Genomic DNA, 23,993 nt, shown 5'->3' on the forward strand with positions numbered 1-23,993 from the left:
GTGATCAGCGCGAACGAGTTGGCTGGGCGGCCGCGGCATCCGGGAGACCGGAGGTCGAGGAAAGTCCGGACTTCACAGAGCGGGGTGATTGCTAACGGCAATCCGAGGTGACTCGCGGGAAAGTGCCACAGAAAACAGACCGCCAGAAATGGTAAGGGTGAAACGGTGCGGTAAGAGCGCACCAGCACCCCGGGTGACCGGGGTGGCTAGGCAAACCCCACCCGAAGCAAGGCCAAGAAGGCCGCAACCTGGTTGCGGTCGCGCAGGCGCCTGAGGGCTGCTCGCCCGAGCCTGCGGGTAGGCCGCTTGAGGCACCCGGCGACGGTGTGTCCAGATGGATGGTCGCCGTCTCACCCTCCGGGGTGAGAGACAGAATCCGGCTTACAGGCCAACTCGTTCGCCCTCACCCGCAGCCGTTTAGTGGGCCTTGCGGACCGCCTTGTCCAGCTTCTTGAGTGCGTCCTGCAGCATGGCGCGCGACTGCTGGGCGGTGTCATGCTCCTGTTGGTACAGCAGCCCGTAGGTGAAGGTGTCCTCGCCGGCGGCGTGTGCGGCGTCGGCCTGGGTGCTCAGGTGCGCCTTGCTCACCACACTGTCCTGATGGTCGCCCAGTAAGGATTGGATGTTCTTGGCCCGTTCGGACACCTTGTCGGCCCCGGTGGCCGCCGCGGTGTACCGAAGTCGTTTGGCGCCCTTGCGGATTCGATGCAGCGCTTCGTCTTTCTCCTCTGTGGTGGCCTCGTCGGCCGCCACTTTGGCCGCGGTCTTGGCTGCTTTACGAACGCGCTTGTACGCCGAATCGATGTTCGCCGAAGGCTTTGCGGCGTCCGCGGATTCCGGTTGGGCGGTGACCAACTCCTCAAGCGCGTCGAGCAGCCGGAAGTAGCGCTGTGAGCGCATCGCCAACAGGGAACGTCGCCAGCCCGCCGTGTAGCGGCGGTTGGCGCCCTCGACGAGGCGCTGGCGTACCGGCCCGCGGACCAGCTCGGGGTCCATCTCGTCGAGCGCACGCTGGTAGCGCTCGGCCAGCACCTCGGCATCACGGGCCACGCCGAGCACCGCGGCCAGCGCACGCAGCTCGTCGAGCACCCAGCCGTCGTCGTCGAGCCCGAAGGCTTCCTTCGACTCCTGCAACAGGCTGCGGAGCTTGCGGGTGGTGACCCGCATCTGATGCACCGAGTCGTAGGCGTCCGCGCGTACCGCACGATCCCACACCAGCAGCGACTCGATCTGTTCGGCGATGGCCCGGTGGATCGGATCAGCTGGGGGAGCAGGCGGGGGAACGGTGTCGGTTCCGAGCACCTTGGCCAGTTTCGAACCGTGTCCGGCCGGCTCGGCGCCGGCATCCGCCAGCCGGTTGGCCAGCCGATCCATCAAATCGTCGGGGACGTCGGCGGTGAGCAGCTCCAGCTCCCATTCGCGCCAGCTCTGTTCTTCGCCGCCGATGGCCGAAGCCGTCACCCGGTCGTCACAGAACTCGGCGAGCGCAGTCCCGTCAGAGCCATGCAGTACCTGCACACTGCGCCGGGTGCTGATCCGGGCGACCGGTGAGAGCGGACGGTCCCGCACGATGGCAAGCACGACGTCGCGCAGCTCCTCGGGCACGGTGTCGGTTGCCGTACCCAGCGGTGTGCGGACCTCGGTGCGGGTATCGGTCCCGGCCGGCAGCTTCAGGTGCCAGCCCGCGTCCGGGCCGCCGGTGCGGCGCCGCAGCGTGATGCGGTGCGCGGCAAGGTCGCGATCCGGGGTGTCGAAATACACCGCGTCGAGGTGCTGGGTTTCGGTGCGGGCCACCTCGGCGACGGCCGAAAGGCCTTCGAACGAGGGCGAGACGGTGTTCTCGGTGACCGCGAACTTTCGCTCGACTTCGGTGTACCTCGCGGTCTTGGATTTGCCGGGGGCCATAGTCACCTTCGCTGTGCACCGGAGGCGGAAGATCGGATGGCACCAGCGTGCCATATTCGGGCAGGGGCCACGACCGGTGTCCGGTCACAGCAGGATCAAGACTTGCCTCACCACCCCGGTGCTGCGGGCCATGTCCGTCGATGTCTCTTAGGGTTGCTGACATGGCGGCTGAGACGACACCGGCGAATGCCGCTGCCGGGCGTGGGCGCCCGCGGCTGGAGCAGCCCCGCCGACCGGGCACGACCGCCCGCGAACAGATCCTCGATGCCGCCGCCGAGCTGTTCACCACCCACGGCTATGCCAGCACCCCGACGCGGCGTATCGCCGACGCGGTGGGGGTGCGGCAGGCGTCCCTGTATCACCATTTCGCCACCAAGGACGACATCCTCGACGCGCTGCTGACCGGCACCGTCGACGACGCCCTGCGCCTTGGCGCCGAGCTGCTCGCCGGCGCCGGTCCTGCCACGCACCGCCTGCACGCGCTCGCCGTCGCCGACGCACTCCAGTTGTGTGCCAGCCGCTGGAACCTGGGTGCCCTGTACCTGCTGCCGGAGCTGCGCACCGACCGGTTCGAACCGTTCCGGCGCCGCCGCGCCGAGCTGCGCGAGGTGTATCGCAAGCTGTCGGTAGCGGTGATCGCTGAATGCTCGGGCCCGCCCCATGCCGCTGACCTGCCGTTCCGATTGGTGGAATCGGTGGTCAACAGCCGCTCGGACGATGTCGAGGGCACACCGGAGCAACCCTGGGTGATCGGGGAGGGGGCGCTGCGAATCCTGGGATTCGACGGCGACTTCGGCCCGCTGGTGGCCGCGACCGCGACCCGGCTGGGCGTGCGACGCCCCGAAACCCCGGCCCGCTAGAGTTCGGGCCGTGACCGAGCCCACCTATGAAGCCATCTCGTTCGAGCACTCCGGCGCCGTCGCGCGCATCACCCTGAACCGCCCGGACGCCGCGAACGGCATGAACGACACCATGACTCGCGAACTGGCCGACGCCGCCCGCCGCTGCGACACGCCAGGGATCAAGGCTGTGGTGCTCAGCGGTGCGGGCCGGTTCTTCTGCGCGGGCGGCGACCTGAAATCCTTCGCCACCGCGCCCGACCGCGGCCAGTTCATCAAGGGCGTCGCCGACGACCTGCACCAGGCGATCTCGTCATTCGCCCGGATGAACGCCGTGCTGATCACCGCCGTCAACGGCACCGCGGCCGGCGCCGGATTCAGCCTCGCGGTGACCGGTGACCTGGTCCTGGCAGCCGAATCGGCCTCCTTCACCATGGCTTACACCAAGGTCGGGCTGAGCCCGGACGGCAGCGCGTCCTACCACCTGCCCCGGCTGGTCGGCCTCCGGCGGGCCCAAGAACTCATCCTGACCAACCGCACCCTCTCGGCCGCCGAGGCCCAGGACTGGGGACTGGTCACCGAAGTGGTCGCCGGTGACGAGCTCGACGCCAGGGCCACGAAACTGGCCGAGCAGGTGGCGGCAGGCTCCGGCGGATCCAACGGTGCAGTCAAGTCACTGCTGGTGTCCTCGTTCAAGAACAGCCTCGAAGAGCAGATGGCGGCCGAAGCCCGGTTCATCGCCGAGCGGGCCAACTCCGCCGACGGCCGCGAAGGCGTCGACGCGTTCCTGGCGAAGCGTAAGCCGGACTTCGCTTAGTAGGAATGCTCCTCGGCCGGGAACACCCCGGCCGCCACGTCGTGGGCGTATTGCGCTGCCGCGCGGTGCAGTTCGCCGCCGACGTCACCGAAACGCTTGACGAACTTGGCGGTCTTGCCGCTGGTGAGCCCAGCCATGTCCTGCCAAACCAGCACCTGGGCATCGCAATTCGGGCCGGCGCCGATACCGACGGTCGGGATCGTCAGCTTGCCGGTGATCTGGGTGGCCAGCTCGGCGGGCACCATTTCCAGCACCACCGCGATCGCTCCGGCCTCCTGCACGGCGATCGCGTCGTGGATCGTCTGCTCGGCGGCGTCGCCGCGCCCCTGGACCCGGAACCCGCCCAGGCCGTTCACGCTCTGCGGGGTGAAACCGATGTGGGCGACCACCGGGATGCCGGCGGCTGACAGCGCCGCGATCTGATCGGCCATCCGCTCACCGCCCTCGAGCTTGATCGCCTGCGCGCCGGTCTCCTTCATGAACCGGGTGGCCGTCGCGAGGGCCTGCTGCGGGCTGGACTCGTAGCTGCCGAACGGCAGGTCGGCGACCACCAGCGCGTGCGGGGCACCCTTGACGACCGCGCGGGCCAACGGGATCAACTCATCGATCGAGATCGGCACGGTCGTGTCGTAGCCGTACACGACGTTGGCCGCCGAATCGCCCACGAGCAGCACCGGAATCCCGGCCTCGTCGAACACCCGCGCACTGGAGTAGTCGTAACAGGTGAGCATCGCCCACTTGTGACCTTCGGACTTCCATTTCTGCAGGGTCAGCGTGCGGACCTTGGCCCGCGGCTTGGACGCCACGGCCTCCGCAGCCGAATCGGAAGCACCATAAACAGACTGTTCAGACATCATCATCCCTTGTGATGGTCGGTTCGAAGCCTCGAGGCCGCCTTGCGGTCCCCGGGTTCGTCGGACATCCGCCAGTCTGCCACCGCAGGGAATGAAGGCAAAAGCGACGTTCGAGTGGATTTCCTCACAGTTCGCGCGCCGCGCCCTAACATCAGCGGCATGCAACGGCTCAGCGGACTCGACGCCAGTTTCCTGTATCTCGAAACAGCCGCGCAGCCCATGCACGTGTGCTCAGTGCTCGAACTGGACACCTCGACCATGCCGGGCGGCTACACCTTCGACCGGATGCGTGACGAACTGTCGTTGCGCATCAAGGCGATGCCGCACTTCCGCGAGAAACTGGCCGACAGCCGGTTCAATCTCGACCACCCGGTGTGGGTGGAGGACAAGGACTTTGACGTCAACCGACACCTGCACCGGATCGGGCTCCCAGCCCCGGGAGGACGCGCCGAGCTGTCCGAGATCTGCGGCCACATCGCGTCGCTGCCGCTGGACCGGACCCGCCCGCTGTGGGAAATGTGGATCATCGAGAACGTCGCGGGCACCGATGCGCACGACGGCGGCCGGCTGGCGCTGATGACCAAGATTCACCACGCCGGGGTCGACGGCGTGACCGGGGCCAACCTGATGTCGCAGTTGTGCACCACCGAAGCCGACGCGCCGCCGCCAGACCCGGTGGCAGGCGTGGGCGACGCTTCCGGGGCCGAGATCGCGATCAGCGGGGCGCTCAAGTTCGCATCCCGCCCGCTCAAACTGGCGAACGTACTGCCCGCCACCGCGACATCCGTCATCGACACCGTGCGCCGGGCCGTGAACGGCCGCGCGATGGCCGCTCCGTTCAACGCGCCGAAAACCGCCTTCAACACCAACATCACCGGCCGGCGCAGCGTCGCATTCGCCCAGTTGGATCTCGAAGACATCAAGACCGTCAAGAACCACTTCGGTGTCAAGGTCAACGATGTGGTGATGGCGCTGGTCTCCGGAGTGCTGCGGACGTTCCTGCACGACCGCGGCGAACTACCGGAAAGCTCGCTGGTCGCGATGGTGCCGGTGTCGGTGCACGACCGTTCCGATCGCCCCGGGCGCAATCAGGTTTCGGGGATGTTCTCCAAACTGGAAACCAACATCGACGACCCCGCCCAGCGGCTGCTGGCCATCGCCGCGTCCAATTCGGTTGCCAAACAACACAGTTCCGCGATCAGTGCGACGCTGCTTCAGGACTGGACGCAGTTCGCGGCACCGGCGGTGTTCGGGGCGGCGATGCGGGTGTACGCCGCCAGTCGGCTGTCCGGGGCCAAACCCGTCCACAACCTCGTCATCTCCAACGTGCCCGGTCCCCAGGAATCGCTGTACCTGTTGGGCTGCGAGGTCAAGGCCATGTACCCGCTCGGCCCCATCTTCCACGGATCGGGTCTGAACATCACGGTGATGTCACTGACCGGCATGCTCGACGTCGGCATCATGTCCTGCCCGGAATTGCTGCCTGACCTGTGGGATATGGCCGACGATTTCCACGTCGCGCTCGACGAACTGCTCGCCGCTACCCGATAACCTCCCTGCGCGTCACGACCGGCCGCGGCCTGCGGCGATGTCGCGTCATGGCAGCATGGTCAGCCATGAAGTTCAGCATGAGGTTCGGCGCGCTGCTGGCGGTGACGGCGATGGCCGCGGCGGGCTGCACCCAGGTGGTCGACGGCGAAGCCAAGATCGCGATCCCGCGGCCCGGCACGCCGGTGCAATGGCTGCCCTGCAACGCCGGTTCCGGCGATCACGTGCAGATCCCCGACAACGCCGAATGCGGCATGTTGTCGGTGCCGGTCGACTACTCCAAGCCGGACGGTGAAGTCGCCCGGCTGGCCATGATCCGGTTCCCGGCCGCGGGCCAGAAGATCGGCTCGCTGGTGATCAATCCCGGCGGCCCCGGCGAGTCGGGGGTCGATTCCGCCGTCTCCCTGCTGGCCGGCCTGCCGCAATCGGTCAAGGACCGCTTCGACATCGTCGGGTTCGACCCGCGCGGCGTCGGATCGTCGACGCCCGCGGTGTGGTGCAACTCCGACGAAGACAACGACCGGCTGCGCGCCGATCCGACGGTCGAATACACGCCCGAGGGTGTCGAGCACCTGGAGAACGAGACCAAGAAGTTCGTCCAGCGCTGCGTCGACAAGATGGGCAAAGAGTTCCTGGAGAACGTCGGCACCGAAAACGTCGCCAAGGACTTGGATGCCATCCGGGTCGCCCTGGGCGACGACAAGCTGACCTACCTGGGCTACTCCTACGGCACCCGCATCGGCGCCACCTATGCCGAGCAGTTCCCGGACAAGGTCCGGGCGATGATCCTCGACGGAGCCGTCGACCCCAATGCCGACCCGGTGGAAGAGGACATCCGCCAGGCCGCGGCGTTCCAGAAGGCCTTCGACGACTACGCCACCGACTGCACCACCAAGAATCCCGACTGCCCGCTGGGTACCGATCCGGCCAAGGCCGTCGAGGTGTACAAGAGCCTCGTCGATCCGTTGGTGGAACACCCGGCCAAGACCCGGGATTCGCGCGGGCTCAGTTACAGCGACGCCACCGTGGGCACCATCCTGCCGCTGTACTCACCGAATCTGTGGCGCCACCTGACCCAGGGCCTGACCGGGCTGAAGAACGGCAACGGTGACGTGATGCTGGCCCTGGCCGACCTCTACATGGGCCGAGATGCCAAGGGCCACTACAACAATTCGACCGATGTGCGTGTCGCGGTCAACTGCGTCGACAAGCCGGCCATCACCGACCGCGCCACCGTGGTCGAAGAGGACCGTCGGGCCCGCGAGGTCGCCCCGTTCATGAGCTACGGCGAATTCACCGGGCACGCACCGATGGGCACCTGTGCGTTCTGGCCGGTGCCGCCCACCAGCAAGCCACACGAGATCAGCGTCAAGGGCCTGCCCCCGACATTGATCGTCTCGACCACCAACGACCCGGCGACGCCGTACCAGGCCGGTGTCGACCTGGCCCGCCAGCTGGGCGGCACGCTGGTGACCTTCGAGGGCACCCAGCACACCGTGGTGTTCCAGGGCAACAAGTGCATCGACGACATCGCCGCCACCTACCTCGTCGACGTGACGGTGCCGCCGCCCGGCACCCGCTGTTGACCGGCCCGGCCACCAAGGTCACCGGATGGTCTCCGGCCGATTGCCGCTCGGCCTCGGACGCAGACCCTGCGCGCCACCCCGTGCGACCATGACTGCCGTGGGGTGGGCGGGCAGGACAGGACGTGTAGTGGCGGCGGCGCTGTTCGGTGTGTCCGCGGCGGCCTGCCCCGTCGCGCAGGCTGCGCCGGAATCGGGGCCGGAATGGGGAAGCTGCTCCGATTGGGTGCCCCAACCGGAGCGGATCCCGACGGCGCAGTGCCGCACGGTCGGCGTCCCGCTCGACTGGAATTCCCCTGACGCCGGAGGCGAACAACCGCAATTGGCGGTGATCCGGATACCGGCGACCGGTGAGCGCATCGGCGCGTTGTTCATCAACCCGGGCGGCCCCGGCGCCTCGGCGGTGAACACCGTCGCCGGCATGGGGGCGGCGCTGGCCGGCTCACCACTGACCGATCACTTCGACCTCGTCGGCTTCGACCCGCGCGGCGTCGGGCATTCGACCCCGCAGTTGCGCTGCCGCACCGACGCCGAGATCGACGCCTACCGTCGCGAATCGCTGACCGACTACAGCCCGGCCGGCGTCGCCCACATCGAAGACGTCTACCGCCAGTTCGGCCAGCAGTGCCTGGACCGCATGGGCGCGCCGTTCCTGGCCAATGTCGGCACTGCCTCCGCGGTCAGGGATATGGATGCGGTACGGGCCGCGCTCGGGGAGGAGCAGATCAACTATCTGGGCTTCTCCTACGGCACCGAACTGGGCGGCGCGTACGCCGAACAGTTCGGGGACCGCGTGCGCACGATGGTGCTCGACGGAGCTGTCGACCCCAGCCTGGACCCGATCACCAAGAACGTCCGCCAGCTCGCCGGCTTCCAAAAGGCTTTCGAGACCTACGCCGCGGACTGCGCTCAATCGGCCGACTGCCCGCTGGGCACCGACCCGGCCCAGTTCGTCAGCCGGTTCCACCGGCTCGTCGACCCGTTGGTGGCGACGCCGGGGGCGACCGCGGACCCGCGCGGCCTGGGCTATGCCGACGCCATCACCGGTAGCGGCAACGCCCTCTACTCGGCGCGGTACTGGCCCTATCTGACCAGCGGGCTGCTGGGGTTGACGCGTGGCACCGATGCCGGCGACCTGCTGCTGCTCGCCGACGATTACTGGCGCCGCGACGATTCCGGGCACTACTCGAACATGCAGGACGCCTTCACCGCGATCCGGTGCGTCGACACGCCGTTCCCCACCGATCCGGCCGTGTGGGCCGACGCCGATCAACGCCTGCGCGCCGCGGCGCCGTTCATGGCCTACGGCGAGTTCACCGGATACGCGCCTCGCGACGTCTGCGCGCTGTGGCCGGTGCCCGCGACGTCGGCGCCGCATCCGGTCACCGGTCCGGGACCGGGCAAGGTCGTCGTGGTGTCCACCACCGGCGACCCGGCCACGCCCTATCAGGCGGGTGTGGACCTGGCCCGGCAAATGGGCGCTGCGCTGATCTCCTTCACCGGCACCCAACACACCGTGGTGTTCAACGGGGACGCCTGCGTAGACACCGCGGTCCTGGATTTCTTCGTCCACCAGAGGACGCCGGGCAACCTCTCCTGCTAACTCCTTCCAGGCCCGTAACACAGAATTAACAGCCGATGCCTACGCTGCGCTCATGGACCGCCAGAAGGAATTCGTGCTGCGCACCCTGGAGGAACGCGATATCCGGTTCGTTCGGTTGTGGTTCACCGACGTGCTCGGCTACCTCAAGTCGGTAGCGATCGCGCCCGCCGAACTCGAAGGCGCCTTCGAGGAGGGCATCGGTTTCGACGGCTCTTCGATCGAGGGCTTCGCCCGGGTGTCGGAGTCCGACACCGTCGCCCGCCCCGACCCGTCGACCTTCCAGGTGCTGCCCTGGACCACCAGTGCCGGCAAGCACTACTCGGCGCGCATGTTCTGCGACATCACGATGCCCGACGGCTCGCCGTCGTGGGCCGACTCCCGGCATGTGCTGCGTCGCCAGCTGGCCAAGGCCAGCGATCTGGGATTCACCTGCTACGTGCATCCCGAGATCGAGTTCTTCCTGCTGCAGCCGGGCCCCGACGACGGCTCGGTGCCCGTACCCGCCGACAACAGCGGCTATTTCGACCAGGCCGTGCACGATTCGGCCCCCAACTTCCGCCGCCACGCCATCGAGGCCCTGGAGCAGATGGGCATCTCGGTGGAGTTCAGCCACCACGAAGGCGCTCCCGGCCAGCAGGAGATCGACCTGCGCTACGCCGACGCGCTGTCCATGGCCGACAACGTGATGACCTTCCGCTACCTGGTCAAGGAAGTCGCCCTGGCCGACGGCGTGCGCGCGTCGTTCATGCCCAAGCCGTTCGCCGAACATCCCGGCTCGGCCATGCACACCCACATGAGCCTGTTCGAGGGCGACACCAACGCCTTCCACAGCCCCGACGACCCGCTGCAGCTATCCGATGTGGCCAAGTCCTTCATCGCGGGCATCCTGGAGCACGCCAGCGAGATCAGCGCCGTCACCAACCAGTGGGTGAACTCCTACAAGCGGCTGGTGCACGGCGGTGAGGCGCCCACCGCGGCCTCGTGGGGCGCGGCCAACCGCTCGGCCCTGGTACGGGTTCCGATGTACACCCCGCGCAAGGCGTCGTCGCGGCGCGTCGAGGTCCGCAGCCCCGACTCGGCCTGCAACCCCTACCTGACCTTCGCGGTGCTGCTGGCCGCCGGTCTGCGCGGCGTCGAGAAGGGCTACGTGCTGGGCCCGCAGGCCGAGGACAACGTCTGGAGCCTGACGCCCGAGGAGCGGCGTGCCATGGGCTACCGCGAGCTGCCGACCAGCCTGGGCAATGCGCTGGAGGCCATGGAGAACTCGGAGCTCGTCGCGGAAGCGTTGGGGGAGCACGTATTCGACTACTTCCTGCGCAACAAGCGCGCGGAGTGGGAGAACTACCGCAGCCACGTCACCCCGTATGAGCTGAAGACCTACCTGTCGCTTTAGTCGCGGACATCGTCGGAGGTTCGTGCGCTACCGTCGTGAACGTGCCAAAGCCTGCAACCGATCGCCCGAAACTGCCCAGCGTCGGTCGGCTCGGTCTGGTGGATCCCCAGGCGTCGGCCCACCTCGAACAGCTCGGCTGGAACACCGACGCCCACGTCGAACTGCTGTGGTCACTGTCGCGGGCACCCGACGCCGACGTGGCACTGCTGGCCATGGTGCGGCTGACCGACGCGCTCGGGGCTGACGCGGACGAGCTCAACCGTCGCCTGCTCACCGACCGGCCCCTGCGGGGCCGGCTGTTCGGCATCCTCGGATCCTCCCTGGCCCTCGGTGACCACCTCGTCGCCCACCCCCAGTCGTGGCGCCTGCTCGACGGCGACATCGCGCTCCCCGCTGTCGCGGAGCTGCACAACACTTTCACCGCCGCCGCCCGCGACGCCGAGATCGACAGGGGCACAAGCAGTGCCGTGCCGGCACTGCGGGATCTCTACCGAGATCACCTGCTGGTGCTGGCCGCGCTCGATGTGGCTTCCACGGTCGAGAACGAGCCCGTGCTGCCCTTCGTCGAGGTCGCCGCACACCTGTCCGACCTGGCCGACGCGGCGCTGGGCGCAGCACTGACCGTGGCCACCCGAGTGGTGTGTGACGATGGCCGCGAGCCCCGGCTGGCCGTCATAGCGATGGGCAAATGCGGTGCGCGCGAGCTGAATTACGTCAGCGACGTCGACGTCATCTTCGTGGGCGAGGCCCTCGCGGAGGGTGATGGTGACGACAACCTGGCCACCGCGACCCGCGTGGCGGGCGAGATGATGCAGTTCGCCGGCGAAGCCTTCTTCGAGGTCGATGCCGCACTGCGCCCCGAAGGCAAACGCGGCCAACTGGTCCGGACCCTGGAATCCCACATCGCCTACTACCAGCGCTGGGCGAAGACCTGGGAATTCCAGGCACTGCTCAAGGCGCGCCCGGCCGCGGGCGATGCCGAACTCGGCAAGGGCTACATCGACGCTCTGATGCCCATGGTGTGGAACGCCTGCGAGCGTGCGGATTTCGTCCCCGAGGTGCAGGCCATGCGCAGGCGAGTCGAGGAACTCGTCCCGGCCGGAGTGCGGGCCCGTGAGCTCAAACTCGGCACCGGCGGCCTACGCGACGTCGAATTCGCCGTCCAGCTCCTGCAGTTGGTGCACGGACGCAACGACGACTCGCTGCATGTGGCGTCTACTGTCGACGCGCTGGCGGCCCTGGGCGAGGGCGGCTACATCGGTCGCGACGACACCGCCAACATGACCGCCTCCTACGAATTCCTGCGGCTGCTCGAACACCGGTTGCAGCTGCAGCGGCTCAAGCGCACCCACATGCTGCCCGACGACAGCGACGACGAGGCGTACCGCTGGCTGGCCCGCGCCGCGCACGTGCGCCCCGACGGCCGCCACGACGCGGCGGGCGTGCTGCGCGAGGAACTCAAACGCCAGAGCATGCGCGTGTCCCGGCTGCACGCCAAGCTCTTCTACCAACCGCTGCTGGAATCGGTGGGCCAGCCGGCCGTCGGCATCGGTGCCGGGATGAGCACCGAGGCGGCCGAACGTCAGCTCGCCGCACTGGGTTACGAAGGGCCGCAGAGCGCACTGACCCACCTGGCCGCGCTCACCGGCCAGAGCGGCCGGCGCGGCACCGTGCAGCAGGTGCTGCTGCCGACCCTGCTGGACTGGCTGTCGGACACTCCCGATCCCGACGCCGGCCTGCTGTCCTACCGCCGGATCAGTGAGGAGCTGTCCGAACAGCGCTGGTACCTGTCGACCCTGCGTGACGAGGGGGCAGTGGCCAAGCGGTTGATGCGGGTGCTCGGAACTTCGGCCTACATCCCGGAACTGCTGATGCGCGCCCCCGAGGTGATCCAGCTGTACGCCGACGGGCCCAACGGGCCGAAACTGCTCGACGGCGATCCCGACAGCGTCGCCCGCGCCTTGGTGGCTTCGGCCGGCCGGCATCCCGACCCGGTACGCGGTATCGCCGCGGCACGCACGTTGCGTCGTCGGGAACTGGCGCGCATCGCCTCGGCCGACGTGCTGGGCCTGCTCGACGTGACCGACGTGTGCCAGGCACTGACCTCGGTGTGGGTCGCGGTGCTGCAGGCCGCCCTGGACGCCGTGATCCGGGCCAACACACCCGCATCCGGTGTGCCCGCACGCATCGCGGTGATCGGCATGGGCCGCCTCGGCGGAGGCGAACTCGGATACGGCTCCGACGCTGACGTGATGTTCGTGTGCGAGCCGAACACGGGTGTCGAAGACTCGGCGGCCGTGCGCTGGTCGGTGAGCATCGCCGAACAGGTCAGGGCGCTGCTGGGGACACCGAGTGCCGACCCGCCGCTGGAAGTCGACACCGGGCTGCGTCCCGAGGGGCGCAACGGCCCCCTGGTGCGAACGCTGGCCTCGTATGCCGCCTACTACGAGCAGTGGGCGCAGCCCTGGGAGATCCAGGCGCTGTTGCGGGCCCACCGCGTGGCCGGCGATCTGGAACTGGGCGATCGGTTTCTGCTCATGGCCGACAAGACCCGGTACCCCGCGGGCGGCGTATCGGCCGAAGCCGTCCAGGAGATCCGCCGCATCAAGGCGCGGGTCGACGCCGAACGCCTGCCGCGCGGTGCCGATCCCAACACCCACACCAAGCTGGGGCGCGGCGGGCTGGCCGACATCGAGTGGACCGTGCAGCTGCTGCAGCTGCGCTACGCCCACACCGTGCCCGCGCTGCACAACACCTCGACACTGCAGGCCCTCGACGCGATCGGCGCGGCCGAACTGGTCGCCGAGAGCGACGTCGAGCTGCTGCGAGAGGCCTGGCTGACGGCCACGCGAGCTCGCAACGCCCTGGTGTTGGTGCGCGGTAAGCCCACCGATCAATTGCCGGGGCCGGGCCGTCAGCTCAATGCGGTTGCCCTGGCGGCCGGTTGGGGCAGCGACGACGGCGGGGAGTTCCTGGACAACTACCTGCGGGTGACCCGGCGGGCCAAGAGTGTGGTCCGCAAGATTTTCGGCGGGGAGTAGTCGGTAGGCGGCCTAACCGGGCCCCGCGTGCAGGACGCCGCAGTGGGTGGTGTTAATAAGGGCGTATAACCAATTCACTGGGAGTCCGGATGCAGCACACGTTCGACGTCATCTCCGCGGCCGAGCACGATCGGCTCGAAGCGCTCTACGAGCCGTTCGCCCGGGCGATGCGCGAACTCGTCGACGCGGGCGTGCGCACCGAGGTGGACCCGGAGACCATCGCCGAGGCCACCGCCGCCGTCGAGGCCGTCACCGCCTCGCTGCGCCGCGAACAGCGCGACGGGCCGCACGCCATGCTGCACGCCGAGACCAACCGTCCGGTGGTGTGGGCCAACCCGGTCGTCGGACTGCGCAACGCGCTGGCCCCGCCGCTGGTGATCGAGCATGCCGAGGACGGCAGCTGCTGGAGCGAATTCGTGCTCGGCGCAGCCTATGAGGGCCCGCTGGGCTGGGTGCACGGCGGCATCTGTGCGTTGGTGCTCGACCATATTCTCGGCGAGGTGGCCAGCGGGGGACTGAACGAGCCGCGCTATACCGGGACCATCACCTGCCGGTACAACCGTGGCACGCCGCTGGGACCGCTGCGCGCCGAGGCCTACATCGATCGCACAGAAGGCGTCAAAACCTTTGCGCGCGGCCATATCAGCGACGCGGACGGGATCACCGTCGAGGCCGAAGGCGTCTTCATCACCCCGGCCTGGGCCCGGGACGCCGGATGAAGTTCTACGTCAGCCTGGCCTTCATGGACACCCGCGAAGCCGTCGAAGTGGCCAGGGCCGCAGACGAACTCGGCTATGACGGGATGGGTATCCCTGACCATGTGGTGAACCTGGAGACGCTGTCCACGCCGTACCCGTACACCAAGGACGGGAAGCGGCGCTGGGAGGCGTTCACCGACTGGCCGGACCCATGGGTGATGATCGGTGCACTGGCGCTGGTCACCACGCGATGCAAGTTCGTCACCACGGTCTACCTGCCGGCGATGCGCGACCCGTACTCGGCCGCGAAAGCCATTGGCACCGCGGCCTATCTGGCCGACGGACGGCTGGAACTGGGCATCGGCGTGGGTTGGTGCGAGGAAGAGTTCGAGCTGCTGGGCCAGCAGTTCGCGCGGCGCGGCAAGCGCACCGACGAGATGCTCGAGTTGATGAAGAAGCTGTGGGCGCCGGGGTGGACGGAGTTCGACGGCGAGTTCTATTCCACCCCGCGTCTGGAGATGGAGCCGACTCCGCCACCGATCCCGGTCTACGTCGGTGGACTGTCCGACATCGCACTGCGCCGCGCGGCGCGCCACGACGGCTGGATCGGCGATCTGATCTCCACCGACGACGCCCTGCAAAGGGTGAACCGGCTCCGCGAGCTGCGTGCCGAAAAGGGTTTGACGATGGACGATTTCACCATCATCACGCCGCTCACCGACGCCTTCACCCGTGACCACTATGCGCGTGCGGAAGCGGGTGGCATCCAGGGCATCATCACCATGCCGTGGATGTTCTACTCCGGCCCCGATGCCACCCTGGCCGAGAAGATCGACGGGATGAAGCGCTTCCGCGAGGACCTCGCGCTGGACTAGGTCTTGCTCCTGGCGCGCACGGCATCCAGTGCGTACGCGCCACCGCCGATCGCGGCGAGCAGCAGGAAGCCGAAGCAATACAGCACGGCGAGTTCGCCGCCGTTCTCGATCGGCAGCAGGCCCTTCGGCTGGTGCTGTGTGAAGTAGGCGAACGCCATTTGGCCGGCGGCGATGAACGCCGCGATCCGGGTGAACAGCCCCACCATGATGAGCAGGCCGAGCACCAGCTCCAGGACCCCGGCATACCAATAGGGCCAGGTGCCGACCGGCACTGCGCCGCTGCCCGAATCAACGGGCCAGGCAAAAAGTTTGGATGTCCCGTGGATGGTGAACAAGAGGCCGAACACGACCCGGAACAAGCTGATGACAGCAGGCGAGATCGAACTCAGTCGGGTGTCCAGATTGGTCGTCATGTGCCGACAATACTCGTCGTTCGCAGAAAACTCACAGCTCCAGCAACACCGTTACCGGCCCGTCATTGACCAGTTCCACCTGCATATCCGCACCGAAAACCCCCGTTTCCACAACCGCGCCCAATGTCTTGAGCGCTTCGGCAAATTCGGCCACCAGCGGTTCGGCGACCGGGCCGGGCGCCGCCGCATTCCACGACGGTCGCCGCCCCTTGTCGGTGTTGGCGTACAAGGTGAACTGACTGATCACCAGGATCGGTGCGGCGACGTCCGACGCGGACTTCTCGCCGTCGAGAATTCGCAACTGCCATAACTTTTCGGCCATCCGCCGGGCCTTGGCGGCATCATCGCCGTGGGTCGCGCCGACCAGGGCCAGCAGCCCCTGCGGGCTGGGCTCGATGGCGCCCACCACCTCACCGTCGACCGTAACGCTGGCAGATGTCACCCGCTGCACCAGAACACGCATCGGTCCATTGTGCGGTGCACCCGGCGAGCAGACGCAGATGTCCCCGACACGCCGGGCGTGCGGGGACATCTGCGTCTGCTCGCGCTAGGACTTACACGTCGTAGTAGAGCGAGAACTCGTACGGGTGAGGCCGGATCTGGATCGGCATGATCTCGTTCTCCCGCTTGTAGGAGATCCAGGTCTCGATCAGGTCCTCGGTGAACACGCCACCCTCGGTGAGGTATTCGTGATCCTCTTCGAGCTTGTCGATCACCGCGGCCAGCGAGGTCGGTGCCTGCGGGATGTTGGCGGCCTCGTCCGGCGGCAGCTCGTAGAGGTCCTTGTCGACCGGGGCCAGCGGCTCGATCTTCTTCTTGATGCCGTCGATGCCGGCCATCAGCATGGCCGCGAACGCCAGGTACGGGTTACCCGAGCTGTCCGGGCAGCGGAACTCGAGGCGCTTGGCCTTCGGGTTGTTGCCGGTGATCGGGATACGGACACAGGCCGAGCGGTTGCGCTGGCTGTACACCAGGTTGATCGGGGCCTCGTAGCCCGGCACCAGACGCTTGTAGGAGTTCACCGTCGGGTTGGTGAACGCCAGCAGCGACGGGGCGTGGTGCAGGATGCCGCCGATGTAGTGGCGGGCGATGTCGGACAGGCCCGCGTAGCCGGACTCGTCGTGGAACAGCGGCTTGCCGTCCTTCCACAGCGACTGGTGGGCGTGCATGCCCGAACCGTTGTCACCGAACAGCGGCTTGGGCATGAAGGTGACGGTCTTGCCGTTCTGCCACGCGGTGTTCTTGATGATGTACTTGAACAGCAGCACATCGTCAGCTGCGTGCAGCAGGGTGTTGAACTTGTAGTTGATCTCGGCCTGGCCGGCGGTGCCGACCTCGTGGTGGCCGCGCTCCAGGGTGAACCCGGCGTTGATCAGGTTGGTCGACATCTCGTCGCGCAGATCCACGTAGTGGTCGTAGGGAGCGACGGGGAAGTAGCCGCCCTTGGGGCGAACCTTGTAACCGAGGTTGGGGGAGCCGTCGGCCTCGGCGGGCTCGCCGGTGTTCCACCATGCGGACTCGGAATCGACCTCGTAGAAGGTGCCGTTCATCCGGGAGTCGAACGAGACCGAGTCGAAGATGTAGAACTCGGCTTCGGCGCCGAAGAAACAGGTGTCGGCGATCCCGGTGCTGGCCAGGTAGTTCTCCGCCTTGCGGGCCACGTTGCGCGGGTCGCGGGAGTACGCCTCGCGGGTGAACGGATCGTGCACGAAGAAGTTCAGGTTCAGCGTCTTGGCGGCGCGGAACGGGTCGATGCGCGCGGTGTCGGGATCCGGCAGCAGCATCATGTCGGATTCGTGGATCGACTGGAAGCCGCGGACCGACGAACCGTCGAACGCGAGGCCGTCCTCGAAGACGCTCTGGTCGAACGCCGACGCCGGGATCGAGAAGTGCTGGACGACGCCGGGCAGATCGCAGAAGCGAATGTCGACGTACTCGACGTTCTCGTCCTTGATCAGCTTGAAGATGTCGTCGGACGTCTTTTCTGCCACTGAGTGTTCTCCTTTACTGGTAACCCGCGGGTTGACGCTAAGGACACGATGTTGCGCAGTCGTCAACCATATGTTGCGCGCAAGTTACGCGATGACCGTTCTTTGTGACGTGAGCTACTGACCGTCGCCAAACCGGCTCCGCCTATTCTGGCCCTATGGCGCGCACGATGGGAACTTGGCTGTCCGGACCCGGCCCTTTCGACGCGGGTGACGGTGAGGACGGCGGGGACAGCCAGGGCAAATACCCTGGTGAGCGCCTTGGCTTGCCCGAGACCGGGCCCGGGTCGCTGGCCCGGATGTGCCGGCGCCTGGGGGCACTGTGCATCGATTGGCTGGTGGCCTACGGCCTGGCCGGCCTTGTGATGGCCCTCGGTTTCATTTCGCTGCCGATGCTGTCCACGGCCGTACTGGTGATCTGGATGGTGCTGGGCACGGTCGCGGTGCGGCTGTTCTCGTTCACACCGGGCCAGCTCGCGGTAGGCCTGGCGGTGGTGCCGGCCGACGGGCGCGACCGGATCGGCATCGTGCGGGCATTCCTGCGGGTGGTGTTGATCGCGTTGGTCATCCCGCCGCTCGTTTCCGACAGTGATCTGCGGGGCCTGCACGATCGCCTGACGTTCACCGCGGTGGTGCGGCGCTAGCTGTGCCGAATGTGAAGAAGATCGCGAGGATCCGAAGAATTCTCGCGATCTGGTTCACGCTCGGCAGCAGAGAGTCAGCGACGGCGAACGGTGCGCTGCACACCGCGCATCTTGGCGCCGGCGGGCATCGGGCCCTTGGGCATGCCGGCCGGGCCGGTCTTGGTGCCGAGTGCGGCCAGCCGGGACTCGATCGAGTCCATCTGCTTGACGGTGATGTTGGCCGGCAGCTTGTTCAGGTGGCGCTCCAGCTTGGACAGCGGCACCTCGCCCTCGCCGTTGCCGACCACGATGTCGTAGATCGGGATCTCACCGACCAGGCGCGCGGTGCGCTTCTTCTCCTGCGCCAGCAGCGGCTTGACCCGATTGGCCGAGCCCTCACCGACGAAGATCACCCCTGGCCGGCCGATCACGCGGTGCACGGCGTCGAAATGCCCGGTTGCCGCGACACCCGGGGTGACGCGCCACTTGCCGCGCAGATTGTCCAGCGCCCAGGCCGCGGCGCCGGTCTGGCCCTCGGCCTTCAGGTACACCGACTTCTGGGCGCGGCGCCCGAAGATGATGAAGGCGACCAGTGCACCCAGCACCACGCCCAGCGGGATGAGCGTGTACATCGTGAACCCGCCGATGAGCACACCGGCCACCACCGCGGCGGCCACGATCAGCACGAACGCGCCGATCATGTACGGCAACAGGCGCTTGTCCTCTTTGCGCTGGATCTGGAATGCCTGCCACAACTGACTGCGCCGCTGCTTTGAGGCCGCCTTACGGGCAGCCTTCGCCTCGGCCTTTGCCGCTTTGGTCTCTGCGGCAGTGCGGGTTTTCGCCATTAGTTCAGGATACGGGGGGCTGATCGGCGAACCGAACCCGCGCGGCCTGCGCATAGAGCCTGCCCGCGCGGTAGGACGAACGCACCAGCGGACCGGCCAGCACACCGGCGAATCCCAGGCCCTCGGCATAGCTCGACAGCTCTACGAACTCGTCGGGGTGTACCCAACGCTCCACCGGATGATGGCGCGGTGAGGGCCGCAGATACTGGGTGATGGTGACGATGTCGCAGCCCGCGTCGTACAGGTCACGCAGGGCAGTGTGGACCTCGTCGATGGTCTCGCCCATCCCGAGGATGAGGTTCGATTTGGTGACCAGACCGAAGTTGCGGGCGGACGTGATCACCGCCAGGCTCCGGTCATAGCGGAACGCGGGCCGGATGCGCTTGAAGATGCGCGGCACCGTTTCGACGTTGTGCGCGAACACTTCTGGGCGCGACTCGAACACTTCGGCCAGCTGGTCGGGGTTGCCGTTGAAGTCCGGAGCCAACAGCTCGACACCGGTGTTCGGGTTGAGCGCATGGATCTGGCGAACGGTCTCGGCGTACAGCCACGCCCCGCCGTCGGGCAGGTCGTCGCGCGCGACACCCGTCACCGTCGAGTACTTCAGACCCATCGCCTGCACGCTCTCGGCGACCCGGCGCGGCTCGTCGCGGTCCAGTTCGGCCGGCTTGCCGGTGTCGATCTGGCAGAAGTCACACCGGCGAGTGCACTGTTCGCCGCCGATCAGGAACGTGGCCTCCCGGTCCTCCCAGCATTCGAAGATGTTGGGGCAGCCGGCCTCCTCGCACACCGTGTGCAGCCCTTCGCGCCGCACCAGGCCCTTGAGCTCGGTGTATTCCGGACCCATCTTGGCCCTGGTCTTGATCCACGGTGGCTTGCGTTCGATGGGCGTCTGCGCGTTCCGCACTTCCAGACGCAGCAGCTTCCGACCTTCAGGCACCACAGTCACGAGTTCATCCTACGTTCAGGGCCACTTCCAGGCGTCCGTCGAGCGCGTCGCTCACCGCGGCGGCGACCCGGTCGGTGACGTCCTCGACGGTCACGCGGCGACCGAGTTCTGCGGTCAACGAGGTCACGCCGGCGTCGGCGATGCCGCACGGCACGATCCGCGAATACGCCGACAGATCGCAGTCGCAGTTCAAGGCGAACCCGTGCAGCGTCGTCGCCCGGGCCACCCGGATCCCGATGGCCCCGACCTTGCGGGCCGGCCGCAGCCCGTCATCGGCGACCCAGACGCCGGACCGCCCCTCGACCCGGCCCGTCGCCAGACCCAGTTCCGCGCACACGTCGATGAGCGCTTGTTCAAGGCGCCGAACGAAATTCACCACATCGAGCGGCTCGGCCAGCCCGATGATGGGGTAGCCGACCAGCTGCCCTGGGCCGTGCCAGGTGATCTTGCCGCCACGGTCGGTATCGACTACGGGGGTGCCGTCCATCGGGCGTTCATGCGGCTCGGTGCGCTTGCCCGCGGTGTAGACGGCCGGATGCTGCAGCAGCAGCAGGGTGTCGGGCCCACCGGCCACCCTGGCGTCGGCGATCTCGCGCTGTAGCTCCCAGGCGGCTTCGTAATCGAGTGTGCCGAGGCGGCGCACCTCCACGGGAGCTGCGGCTGCGCGGATGGATGTCACAGCGTCGACGGTACGCCCCGGCTGCGTCACAGGTCTTTGGGCGCGGTGGCGTAAGCCAGTGCCTCGCCCACGGTCTGGTGATGGAAGTTGAAGCCGGCGCGTTCCAGGGCGGCCGGGATGGCGCGTTGGCCCACCAGCAGTCCCTCATCGGCGATCTCACCCAGCAGGGTGCGAAGTGCGAAGCCCGGAACCATCACCGGCGTGGGCCGGTTGAGCGCCCGGCCGAGTGCCGCGGTGAACTCGGCGTTGGTCACCGGGGCCGGCCCGGTGAGATTGACCGGGCCCGAAAGGTTTTCGTTCGACATCGCGAACAACACCGCACGGACTTCGTCCTCCAGGCTGATCCACGGGATGTACTGCCTGCCGTTGCCCAACCGGGCACCCAGGCCCAGCGAGAACAACGGTTTGAGCCGGCTCACCATGCCCCCGGATGGGGCCATCACCAGGCCGGTGCGCAGCAGCACCACCCGAGACCCGGCGGCCACCGCAGGCGCGGTGGCCGCTTCCCAATCCGCACACAACCCGGCCAAAAAGCCCCGGCCCTCAGGCGCGGACTCGTCGGTCACCCGGTCCCTGGTATCGCCGTAGTAACCGACTGCGCTGGCGTTGATCAGCACCGGCACCCCGGCATCGGCCACCGCGCCGGCGAGCACCTCGGTCGGCCCGATCCGGCTGTCGCGCAGGCTCTGCTTGAACGCGCCCGACCACCGCTTGTCCCCGACACCGACGCCGCAGAGGTTCACCACCGCATCCACACCGTTGAGTGCTGCGGCGTCGAACTCCCCGGTGTCGGGATTCCAGAACAGCTCGTCGCCGTTCGATGGTGCCCTGCGAACGATCCTGAGCACCCGGCGATCGGCGGCGCGCAGCGATGACACCAGCGCCGAACCGATCAGACCGGATGATCCCGCTATCGCGATGACGGCATCCGCCACAGTGGGGAGCCCCTCCTAACGGCTGTTACAGCCCGAGGTCGGCCTCGAAAGCACCTTCTTCGAGCCTGCGCTTGATGGTGGTCACGAACCGGCCGGCGTCGGCGCCGTCGATCAGCCGGTGGTCGTAAGTCAGCGGCAGGTAGCACACCGACCGGACACCGATCGACTCGTTGCCGTATTCGTCGGAGATGACCCGGGGACGCTTGACGATCGCCCCGGTGCCCAGCATCGCCGCTTGCGGCGGCACCAGGATCGGGGTGTCGAACAGCGCGCCCTGGCTGCCGATGTTGGTGATGGTGAAGGTGCCGCCGGCCAATTCGTCGGGCTTGAGGTTGCCCGAGCGGGCCCGGGCCGCGATGTCGGAGATGGCACGTGCCAACCCGCCCAGCGACAGGTCACCGGCGTTGTGGATCACCGGGGAGAGCAGGCCCTGGTCGGTGTCGACTGCGAAGCCCAGGTGCTCGGCGTCGTAGTAGGTGATCTCCTTGGTGTCCTCGTTGTAGCTGGCGTTGACGTTCGGGTGGATCTTGAGCGCGTCGATGACGGCGCGGGCGATGAACGGCAGGTAGGTGAGGTTGACGCCCTCGCGCTCGGCGAAATCGGCCTTCGCGCGGGCCCGCAACGCCACGATCTTGGTCATGTCGACCTCGTGGGTCTGGGTCAGCTGAGCGGTCGCCTGCAACGATTCGCGGGTCTTCTTCGCGGTGATCTGGCGAATCCGGTTGGCCTTCTGCGTGGTTCCGCGCAGGTGGGCCAAGGCAGGAGCCGGAGCGGCCGATGCAGCCGCGGGGGCTGCCGGTGCGGCAGGAGCGGCAGCAGCGGCCGGAGTCGGGGGAGCCTTCTTGGCCTCGGCCGCGGCGAGCACATCCTGCTTGCGGATGCGACCGCCGACACCGGTGCCCTTCACCGAAGCGAGATCAACACCGTTCTCCGCGGCCAACTTTCGCACCAGCGGGGTGACGTACGGCGAGCCGTCCCCGTCTCCGGCCGCGGCGGGAGCTGCCGGTGCCGGAGCCGGAGCGGCTGCGGGTGCCGGTTCGGACTTGGGTTCTGGCTTGGGTTCTGGTTTCGGTTCGGGCTTGGGCTCCGGCTTGGGTTCCGGCTTGGCTTCGGGAGCCGGCGCTGCTGGGGCCGGGGCGGCGGCGGGCGCGGCGGAGGCGTCACCGATCTTGGCCAGCTCGCCACCGACGGCGACGGTGTCGTCTTCCTCGGCGGTGATCTCCAGCAGGGTGCCGGCCACCGGGGAGGGGATCTCGGTGTCGACCTTGTCGGTGGACACCTCGACGAGCGGCTCGTCGACGCCGACGGAGTCACCGACCTTCTTCAGCCACCGGGTGACGGTGCCCTCGGTGACAGACTCGCCCAACTCGGGCATCACCACGGTGGTGGCCGACCCGGAGGCAGCGGGAGCCGGGGCGGACGGGGCCGGCTCTGCCGGGGCCGCGGGTTCCGGGGCGGCCGCCTCGGACGGGGCGGCCGACGGCTGGGTGGTCTGGGGCTCGGGCTCCGACTTGGCTTCCGGTTCCGCGGCGGGTGCTTCCGAGGCTTGTTCGCCGGCTTCGCCGATGACCGCGAGCTCGCCACCGATCTCGACGGTGTCGTCCTCCTGGGCGACGATCTTCGTCAGCACGCCTGCGGCGGGGGAGGGAATCTCGGTGTCGACCTTGTCTGTGGACACCTCCAGCAGCGGCTCGTCGAGTTCGACGGTGTCGCCCTCCTGTTTAAGCCAGCGGGTGACGGTCCCCTCGGTGACGCTCTCACCTAGCGCGGGCATCTGGACGGAGATGGCCATGTGTATTGACTCCTCGGACGGTCACTTGTGACGACTCGAACTCTGGCTTACCACAGCTGGGTGCACTGGGTGCGGCACCTAGGTGGATTGTCGGAACCATCCTGTCACTGCAGCGCTGTTCGCACGCACTCAGGGTTGCCCCGCGCTCTGGCACTATCGAGTGAGGGTTTGCAGGGTTGTTCTGGCGAACATCCCCAGAGTTGAGGAGACCGTTCCGTTGGGGCTGTTCGATGCGTTTCGCCGGGGTGGTTCGGCACGCAGAGCCGGTGGCGCCGCGGACGAGGATCTGCGGTATCTGCAGCGCTGGGTCGCCGAGCACGCCGGTGTCGAGGCGTTCGTGGAACCGCGCACCACCGTCACCGACGTGACAGTCGTGCTGGTTGCTGCGGACGGGGAATGGACCCGGCGCCGGGCCGGCGGTGAGGCCGGGGCGCGGCGGCTCAGTGACCGGCTGCAGATCCCGGTCTACGACGTGCAGAAGGTCGGATACCCGCAACGCATGCGTGACTACGACGCGCGGCGGCGCATCGAACGGGAGCGTGCCGTGCGTCGCGAGCTCGACGACCGCTAGAGTCAAAGCAACCGATACCTCCGGTATTGGATACTGTTC

Annotated in this window: 21 protein-coding genes and 1 other RNA gene; 12 read left to right on the forward strand and 10 right to left on the reverse strand. The window is 67.7% G+C overall.

What is annotated here, in order from left to right:
• The first annotated feature begins 14 nt into the window (after window positions 1-14).
• An RNA gene (rnpB, locus tag K6L26_RS13255) (RNase P RNA component class A) lies at window positions 15-400 on the forward strand.
• A gap of 17 nt (window positions 401-417) precedes the next feature.
• On the opposite strand, the gene K6L26_RS13260 is transcribed toward rnpB, so the two are convergent.
• Window positions 418-1,905: a CYTH and CHAD domain-containing protein gene (locus tag K6L26_RS13260; RefSeq protein WP_019346861.1), complete on the reverse strand. Its 1,488-nt coding sequence runs from the start codon at window positions 1,903-1,905 to the stop codon at window positions 418-420.
• A 161-nt stretch (window positions 1,906-2,066) separates the two neighbouring features.
• Here K6L26_RS13260 and K6L26_RS13265 point away from each other — a divergent pair, with 161 nt between their 5' ends.
• Both K6L26_RS13265 and K6L26_RS13270 read left to right on the forward strand, forming a co-directional pair.
• Complete coding sequence (locus K6L26_RS13265; RefSeq protein ID WP_064895711.1) at window positions 2,067-2,765, forward strand: TetR/AcrR family transcriptional regulator; 699 nt, start codon at window positions 2,067-2,069, stop codon at window positions 2,763-2,765.
• Between the two features lie 10 nt (window positions 2,766-2,775).
• Window positions 2,776-3,561, forward strand: coding sequence for an enoyl-CoA hydratase/isomerase family protein (locus K6L26_RS13270; protein ID WP_064895709.1), 786 nt, complete (start codon window positions 2,776-2,778; stop codon window positions 3,559-3,561).
• On the opposite strand, the gene panB is transcribed toward K6L26_RS13270, so the two are convergent.
• On the reverse strand, window positions 3,558-4,415 hold the full coding sequence (panB, locus tag K6L26_RS13275; RefSeq protein ID WP_064895766.1) for a 3-methyl-2-oxobutanoate hydroxymethyltransferase: 858 nt from the start codon (window positions 4,413-4,415) through the stop codon (window positions 3,558-3,560). The two genes, K6L26_RS13270 and panB, sit on opposite strands and share 4 nt — an antisense overlap.
• Window positions 4,416-4,574: 159 nt before the next feature.
• On the opposite strand from panB, the gene K6L26_RS13280 reads away from it, so the two are divergent.
• From K6L26_RS13280 to K6L26_RS13310, 7 genes are all read left to right on the forward strand, one after another.
• Window positions 4,575-5,966, forward strand: a complete 1,392-nt coding sequence (locus K6L26_RS13280) for a WS/DGAT/MGAT family O-acyltransferase (RefSeq protein ID WP_019346865.1) — start codon at window positions 4,575-4,577, stop codon at window positions 5,964-5,966.
• Between the two features lie 65 nt (window positions 5,967-6,031).
• On the forward strand, window positions 6,032-7,549 hold the full coding sequence (locus K6L26_RS13285) for an alpha/beta hydrolase (RefSeq protein WP_019346866.1): 1,518 nt from the start codon (window positions 6,032-6,034) through the stop codon (window positions 7,547-7,549).
• Window positions 7,550-7,637: 88 nt separating this feature from the next.
• Window positions 7,638-9,149, forward strand: coding sequence for an alpha/beta hydrolase (locus K6L26_RS13290; protein ID WP_064895707.1), 1,512 nt, complete (start codon window positions 7,638-7,640; stop codon window positions 9,147-9,149).
• A gap of 52 nt (window positions 9,150-9,201) precedes the next feature.
• A complete protein-coding gene (gene glnA, locus K6L26_RS13295) occupies window positions 9,202-10,542 on the forward strand; it encodes a type I glutamate--ammonia ligase (RefSeq protein ID WP_036393877.1) in 1,341 nt (446 codons plus the stop codon).
• 35 nt (window positions 10,543-10,577) lie between these two features.
• Window positions 10,578-13,583 carry a bifunctional [glutamine synthetase] adenylyltransferase/[glutamine synthetase]-adenylyl-L-tyrosine phosphorylase gene (locus K6L26_RS13300; RefSeq protein WP_109749032.1) on the forward strand — a complete coding sequence of 1,002 codons (3,006 nt, stop codon included), beginning with the start codon at window positions 10,578-10,580 and terminating at the stop codon, window positions 13,581-13,583.
• Window positions 13,584-13,672: 89 nt separating this feature from the next.
• Complete coding sequence (locus K6L26_RS13305; protein WP_019348335.1) at window positions 13,673-14,302, forward strand: PaaI family thioesterase; 630 nt, start codon at window positions 13,673-13,675, stop codon at window positions 14,300-14,302.
• The gene (locus tag K6L26_RS13310; RefSeq protein ID WP_221853241.1) at window positions 14,299-15,156 is read left to right on the forward strand and encodes a TIGR03619 family F420-dependent LLM class oxidoreductase; all 858 of its coding nucleotides are present in this window, start codon (window positions 14,299-14,301) and stop codon (window positions 15,154-15,156) included. Before K6L26_RS13305 ends, K6L26_RS13310 begins: the two co-directional genes overlap by 4 nt.
• Here the strand turns inward: K6L26_RS13310 and K6L26_RS13315 are convergent.
• The 3 genes from K6L26_RS13315 to glnA (K6L26_RS13325) form a co-directional block, all read right to left on the reverse strand.
• Window positions 15,153-15,569, reverse strand: coding sequence for a DoxX family protein (locus K6L26_RS13315; protein WP_019348333.1), 417 nt, complete (start codon window positions 15,567-15,569; stop codon window positions 15,153-15,155). The two genes, K6L26_RS13310 and K6L26_RS13315, sit on opposite strands and share 4 nt — an antisense overlap.
• A 31-nt stretch (window positions 15,570-15,600) precedes the next feature.
• Window positions 15,601-16,032 carry a D-aminoacyl-tRNA deacylase gene (dtd, locus tag K6L26_RS13320; RefSeq protein WP_064895703.1) on the reverse strand — a complete coding sequence of 144 codons (432 nt, stop codon included), beginning with the start codon at window positions 16,030-16,032 and terminating at the stop codon, window positions 15,601-15,603.
• Window positions 16,033-16,123: 91 nt separating this feature from the next.
• On the reverse strand, window positions 16,124-17,560 hold the full coding sequence (glnA, locus tag K6L26_RS13325) for a type I glutamate--ammonia ligase (protein WP_019348331.1): 1,437 nt from the start codon (window positions 17,558-17,560) through the stop codon (window positions 16,124-16,126).
• Between the two features lie 155 nt (window positions 17,561-17,715).
• Between glnA (K6L26_RS13325) and K6L26_RS13330 the strand changes: the two genes are divergently transcribed.
• The gene (locus K6L26_RS13330) at window positions 17,716-18,201 is read left to right on the forward strand and encodes an RDD family protein (RefSeq protein ID WP_221853242.1); all 486 of its coding nucleotides are present in this window, start codon (window positions 17,716-17,718) and stop codon (window positions 18,199-18,201) included.
• A gap of 74 nt (window positions 18,202-18,275) precedes the next feature.
• Here K6L26_RS13330 and K6L26_RS13335 read toward each other — a convergent pair whose 3' ends face one another.
• The 5 genes from K6L26_RS13335 to sucB are packed head-to-tail and all read right to left on the reverse strand — an operon-like array spanning window position 18,276 to window position 23,383.
• Window positions 18,276-19,028, reverse strand: a complete 753-nt coding sequence (locus K6L26_RS13335) for a DUF4191 domain-containing protein (RefSeq protein ID WP_019348329.1) — start codon at window positions 19,026-19,028, stop codon at window positions 18,276-18,278.
• 4 nt (window positions 19,029-19,032) lie between these two features.
• Complete coding sequence (lipA, locus tag K6L26_RS13340; protein ID WP_019348328.1) at window positions 19,033-19,977, reverse strand: lipoyl synthase; 945 nt, start codon at window positions 19,975-19,977, stop codon at window positions 19,033-19,035.
• Between the two features lie 4 nt (window positions 19,978-19,981).
• Window positions 19,982-20,656, reverse strand: coding sequence for a lipoyl(octanoyl) transferase LipB (lipB, locus tag K6L26_RS13345; protein WP_043370594.1), 675 nt, complete (start codon window positions 20,654-20,656; stop codon window positions 19,982-19,984).
• 26 nt (window positions 20,657-20,682) lie between these two features.
• A complete protein-coding gene (locus K6L26_RS13350) occupies window positions 20,683-21,591 on the reverse strand; it encodes a TIGR01777 family oxidoreductase (RefSeq protein WP_019348326.1) in 909 nt (302 codons plus the stop codon).
• Window positions 21,592-21,616: 25 nt separating this feature from the next.
• A complete protein-coding gene (sucB, locus tag K6L26_RS13355) occupies window positions 21,617-23,383 on the reverse strand; it encodes a 2-oxoglutarate dehydrogenase, E2 component, dihydrolipoamide succinyltransferase (RefSeq protein ID WP_221853243.1) in 1,767 nt (588 codons plus the stop codon).
• Between the two features lie 217 nt (window positions 23,384-23,600).
• On the opposite strand from sucB, the gene K6L26_RS13360 reads away from it, so the two are divergent.
• Complete coding sequence (locus tag K6L26_RS13360) at window positions 23,601-23,954, forward strand: hypothetical protein (protein WP_019348324.1); 354 nt, start codon at window positions 23,601-23,603, stop codon at window positions 23,952-23,954.
• The last annotated feature ends 39 nt before the right edge of the window (window positions 23,955-23,993 follow it).

The sequence above is a fragment of the Mycobacterium farcinogenes genome (assembly GCF_019739075.1).
Classification (GTDB): Bacteria; Actinomycetota; Actinomycetes; order Mycobacteriales; family Mycobacteriaceae; genus Mycobacterium; species Mycobacterium senegalense.

What these genes read in the sequence shown, in the direction of transcription:
- panB (WP_064895766.1), bottom strand. Translation starts at nt 4,415, where the DNA reads ATGTCTGAACAGTCTGTTTATGGTGCTTCCGATTCGGCTGCGGAGGCC.
- K6L26_RS13265 (WP_064895711.1), top strand. Translation starts at nt 2,067, where the DNA reads ATGGCGGCTGAGACGACACCGGCGAATGCCGCTGCCGGGCGTGGGCGC.
- K6L26_RS13315 (WP_019348333.1), bottom strand. Translation starts at nt 15,569, where the DNA reads ATGACGACCAATCTGGACACCCGACTGAGTTCGATCTCGCCTGCTGTC.
- K6L26_RS13260 (WP_019346861.1), bottom strand. Translation starts at nt 1,905, where the DNA reads ATGGCCCCCGGCAAATCCAAGACCGCGAGGTACACCGAAGTCGAGCGA.
- K6L26_RS13280 (WP_019346865.1), top strand. Translation starts at nt 4,575, where the DNA reads ATGCAACGGCTCAGCGGACTCGACGCCAGTTTCCTGTATCTCGAAACA.
- K6L26_RS13330 (WP_221853242.1), top strand. Translation starts at nt 17,716, where the DNA reads ATGGCGCGCACGATGGGAACTTGGCTGTCCGGACCCGGCCCTTTCGAC.
- K6L26_RS13305 (WP_019348335.1), top strand. Translation starts at nt 13,673, where the DNA reads ATGCAGCACACGTTCGACGTCATCTCCGCGGCCGAGCACGATCGGCTC.
- sucB (WP_221853243.1), bottom strand. Translation starts at nt 23,383, where the DNA reads ATGGCCATCTCCGTCCAGATGCCCGCGCTAGGTGAGAGCGTCACCGAG.
- K6L26_RS13290 (WP_064895707.1), top strand. Translation starts at nt 7,638, where the DNA reads ATGACTGCCGTGGGGTGGGCGGGCAGGACAGGACGTGTAGTGGCGGCG.
- glnA (WP_036393877.1), top strand. Translation starts at nt 9,202, where the DNA reads ATGGACCGCCAGAAGGAATTCGTGCTGCGCACCCTGGAGGAACGCGAT.
- K6L26_RS13310 (WP_221853241.1), top strand. Translation starts at nt 14,299, where the DNA reads ATGAAGTTCTACGTCAGCCTGGCCTTCATGGACACCCGCGAAGCCGTC.
- K6L26_RS13335 (WP_019348329.1), bottom strand. Translation starts at nt 19,028, where the DNA reads ATGGCGAAAACCCGCACTGCCGCAGAGACCAAAGCGGCAAAGGCCGAG.
- K6L26_RS13285 (WP_019346866.1), top strand. Translation starts at nt 6,032, where the DNA reads ATGAAGTTCAGCATGAGGTTCGGCGCGCTGCTGGCGGTGACGGCGATG.
- dtd (WP_064895703.1), bottom strand. Translation starts at nt 16,032, where the DNA reads ATGCGTGTTCTGGTGCAGCGGGTGACATCTGCCAGCGTTACGGTCGAC.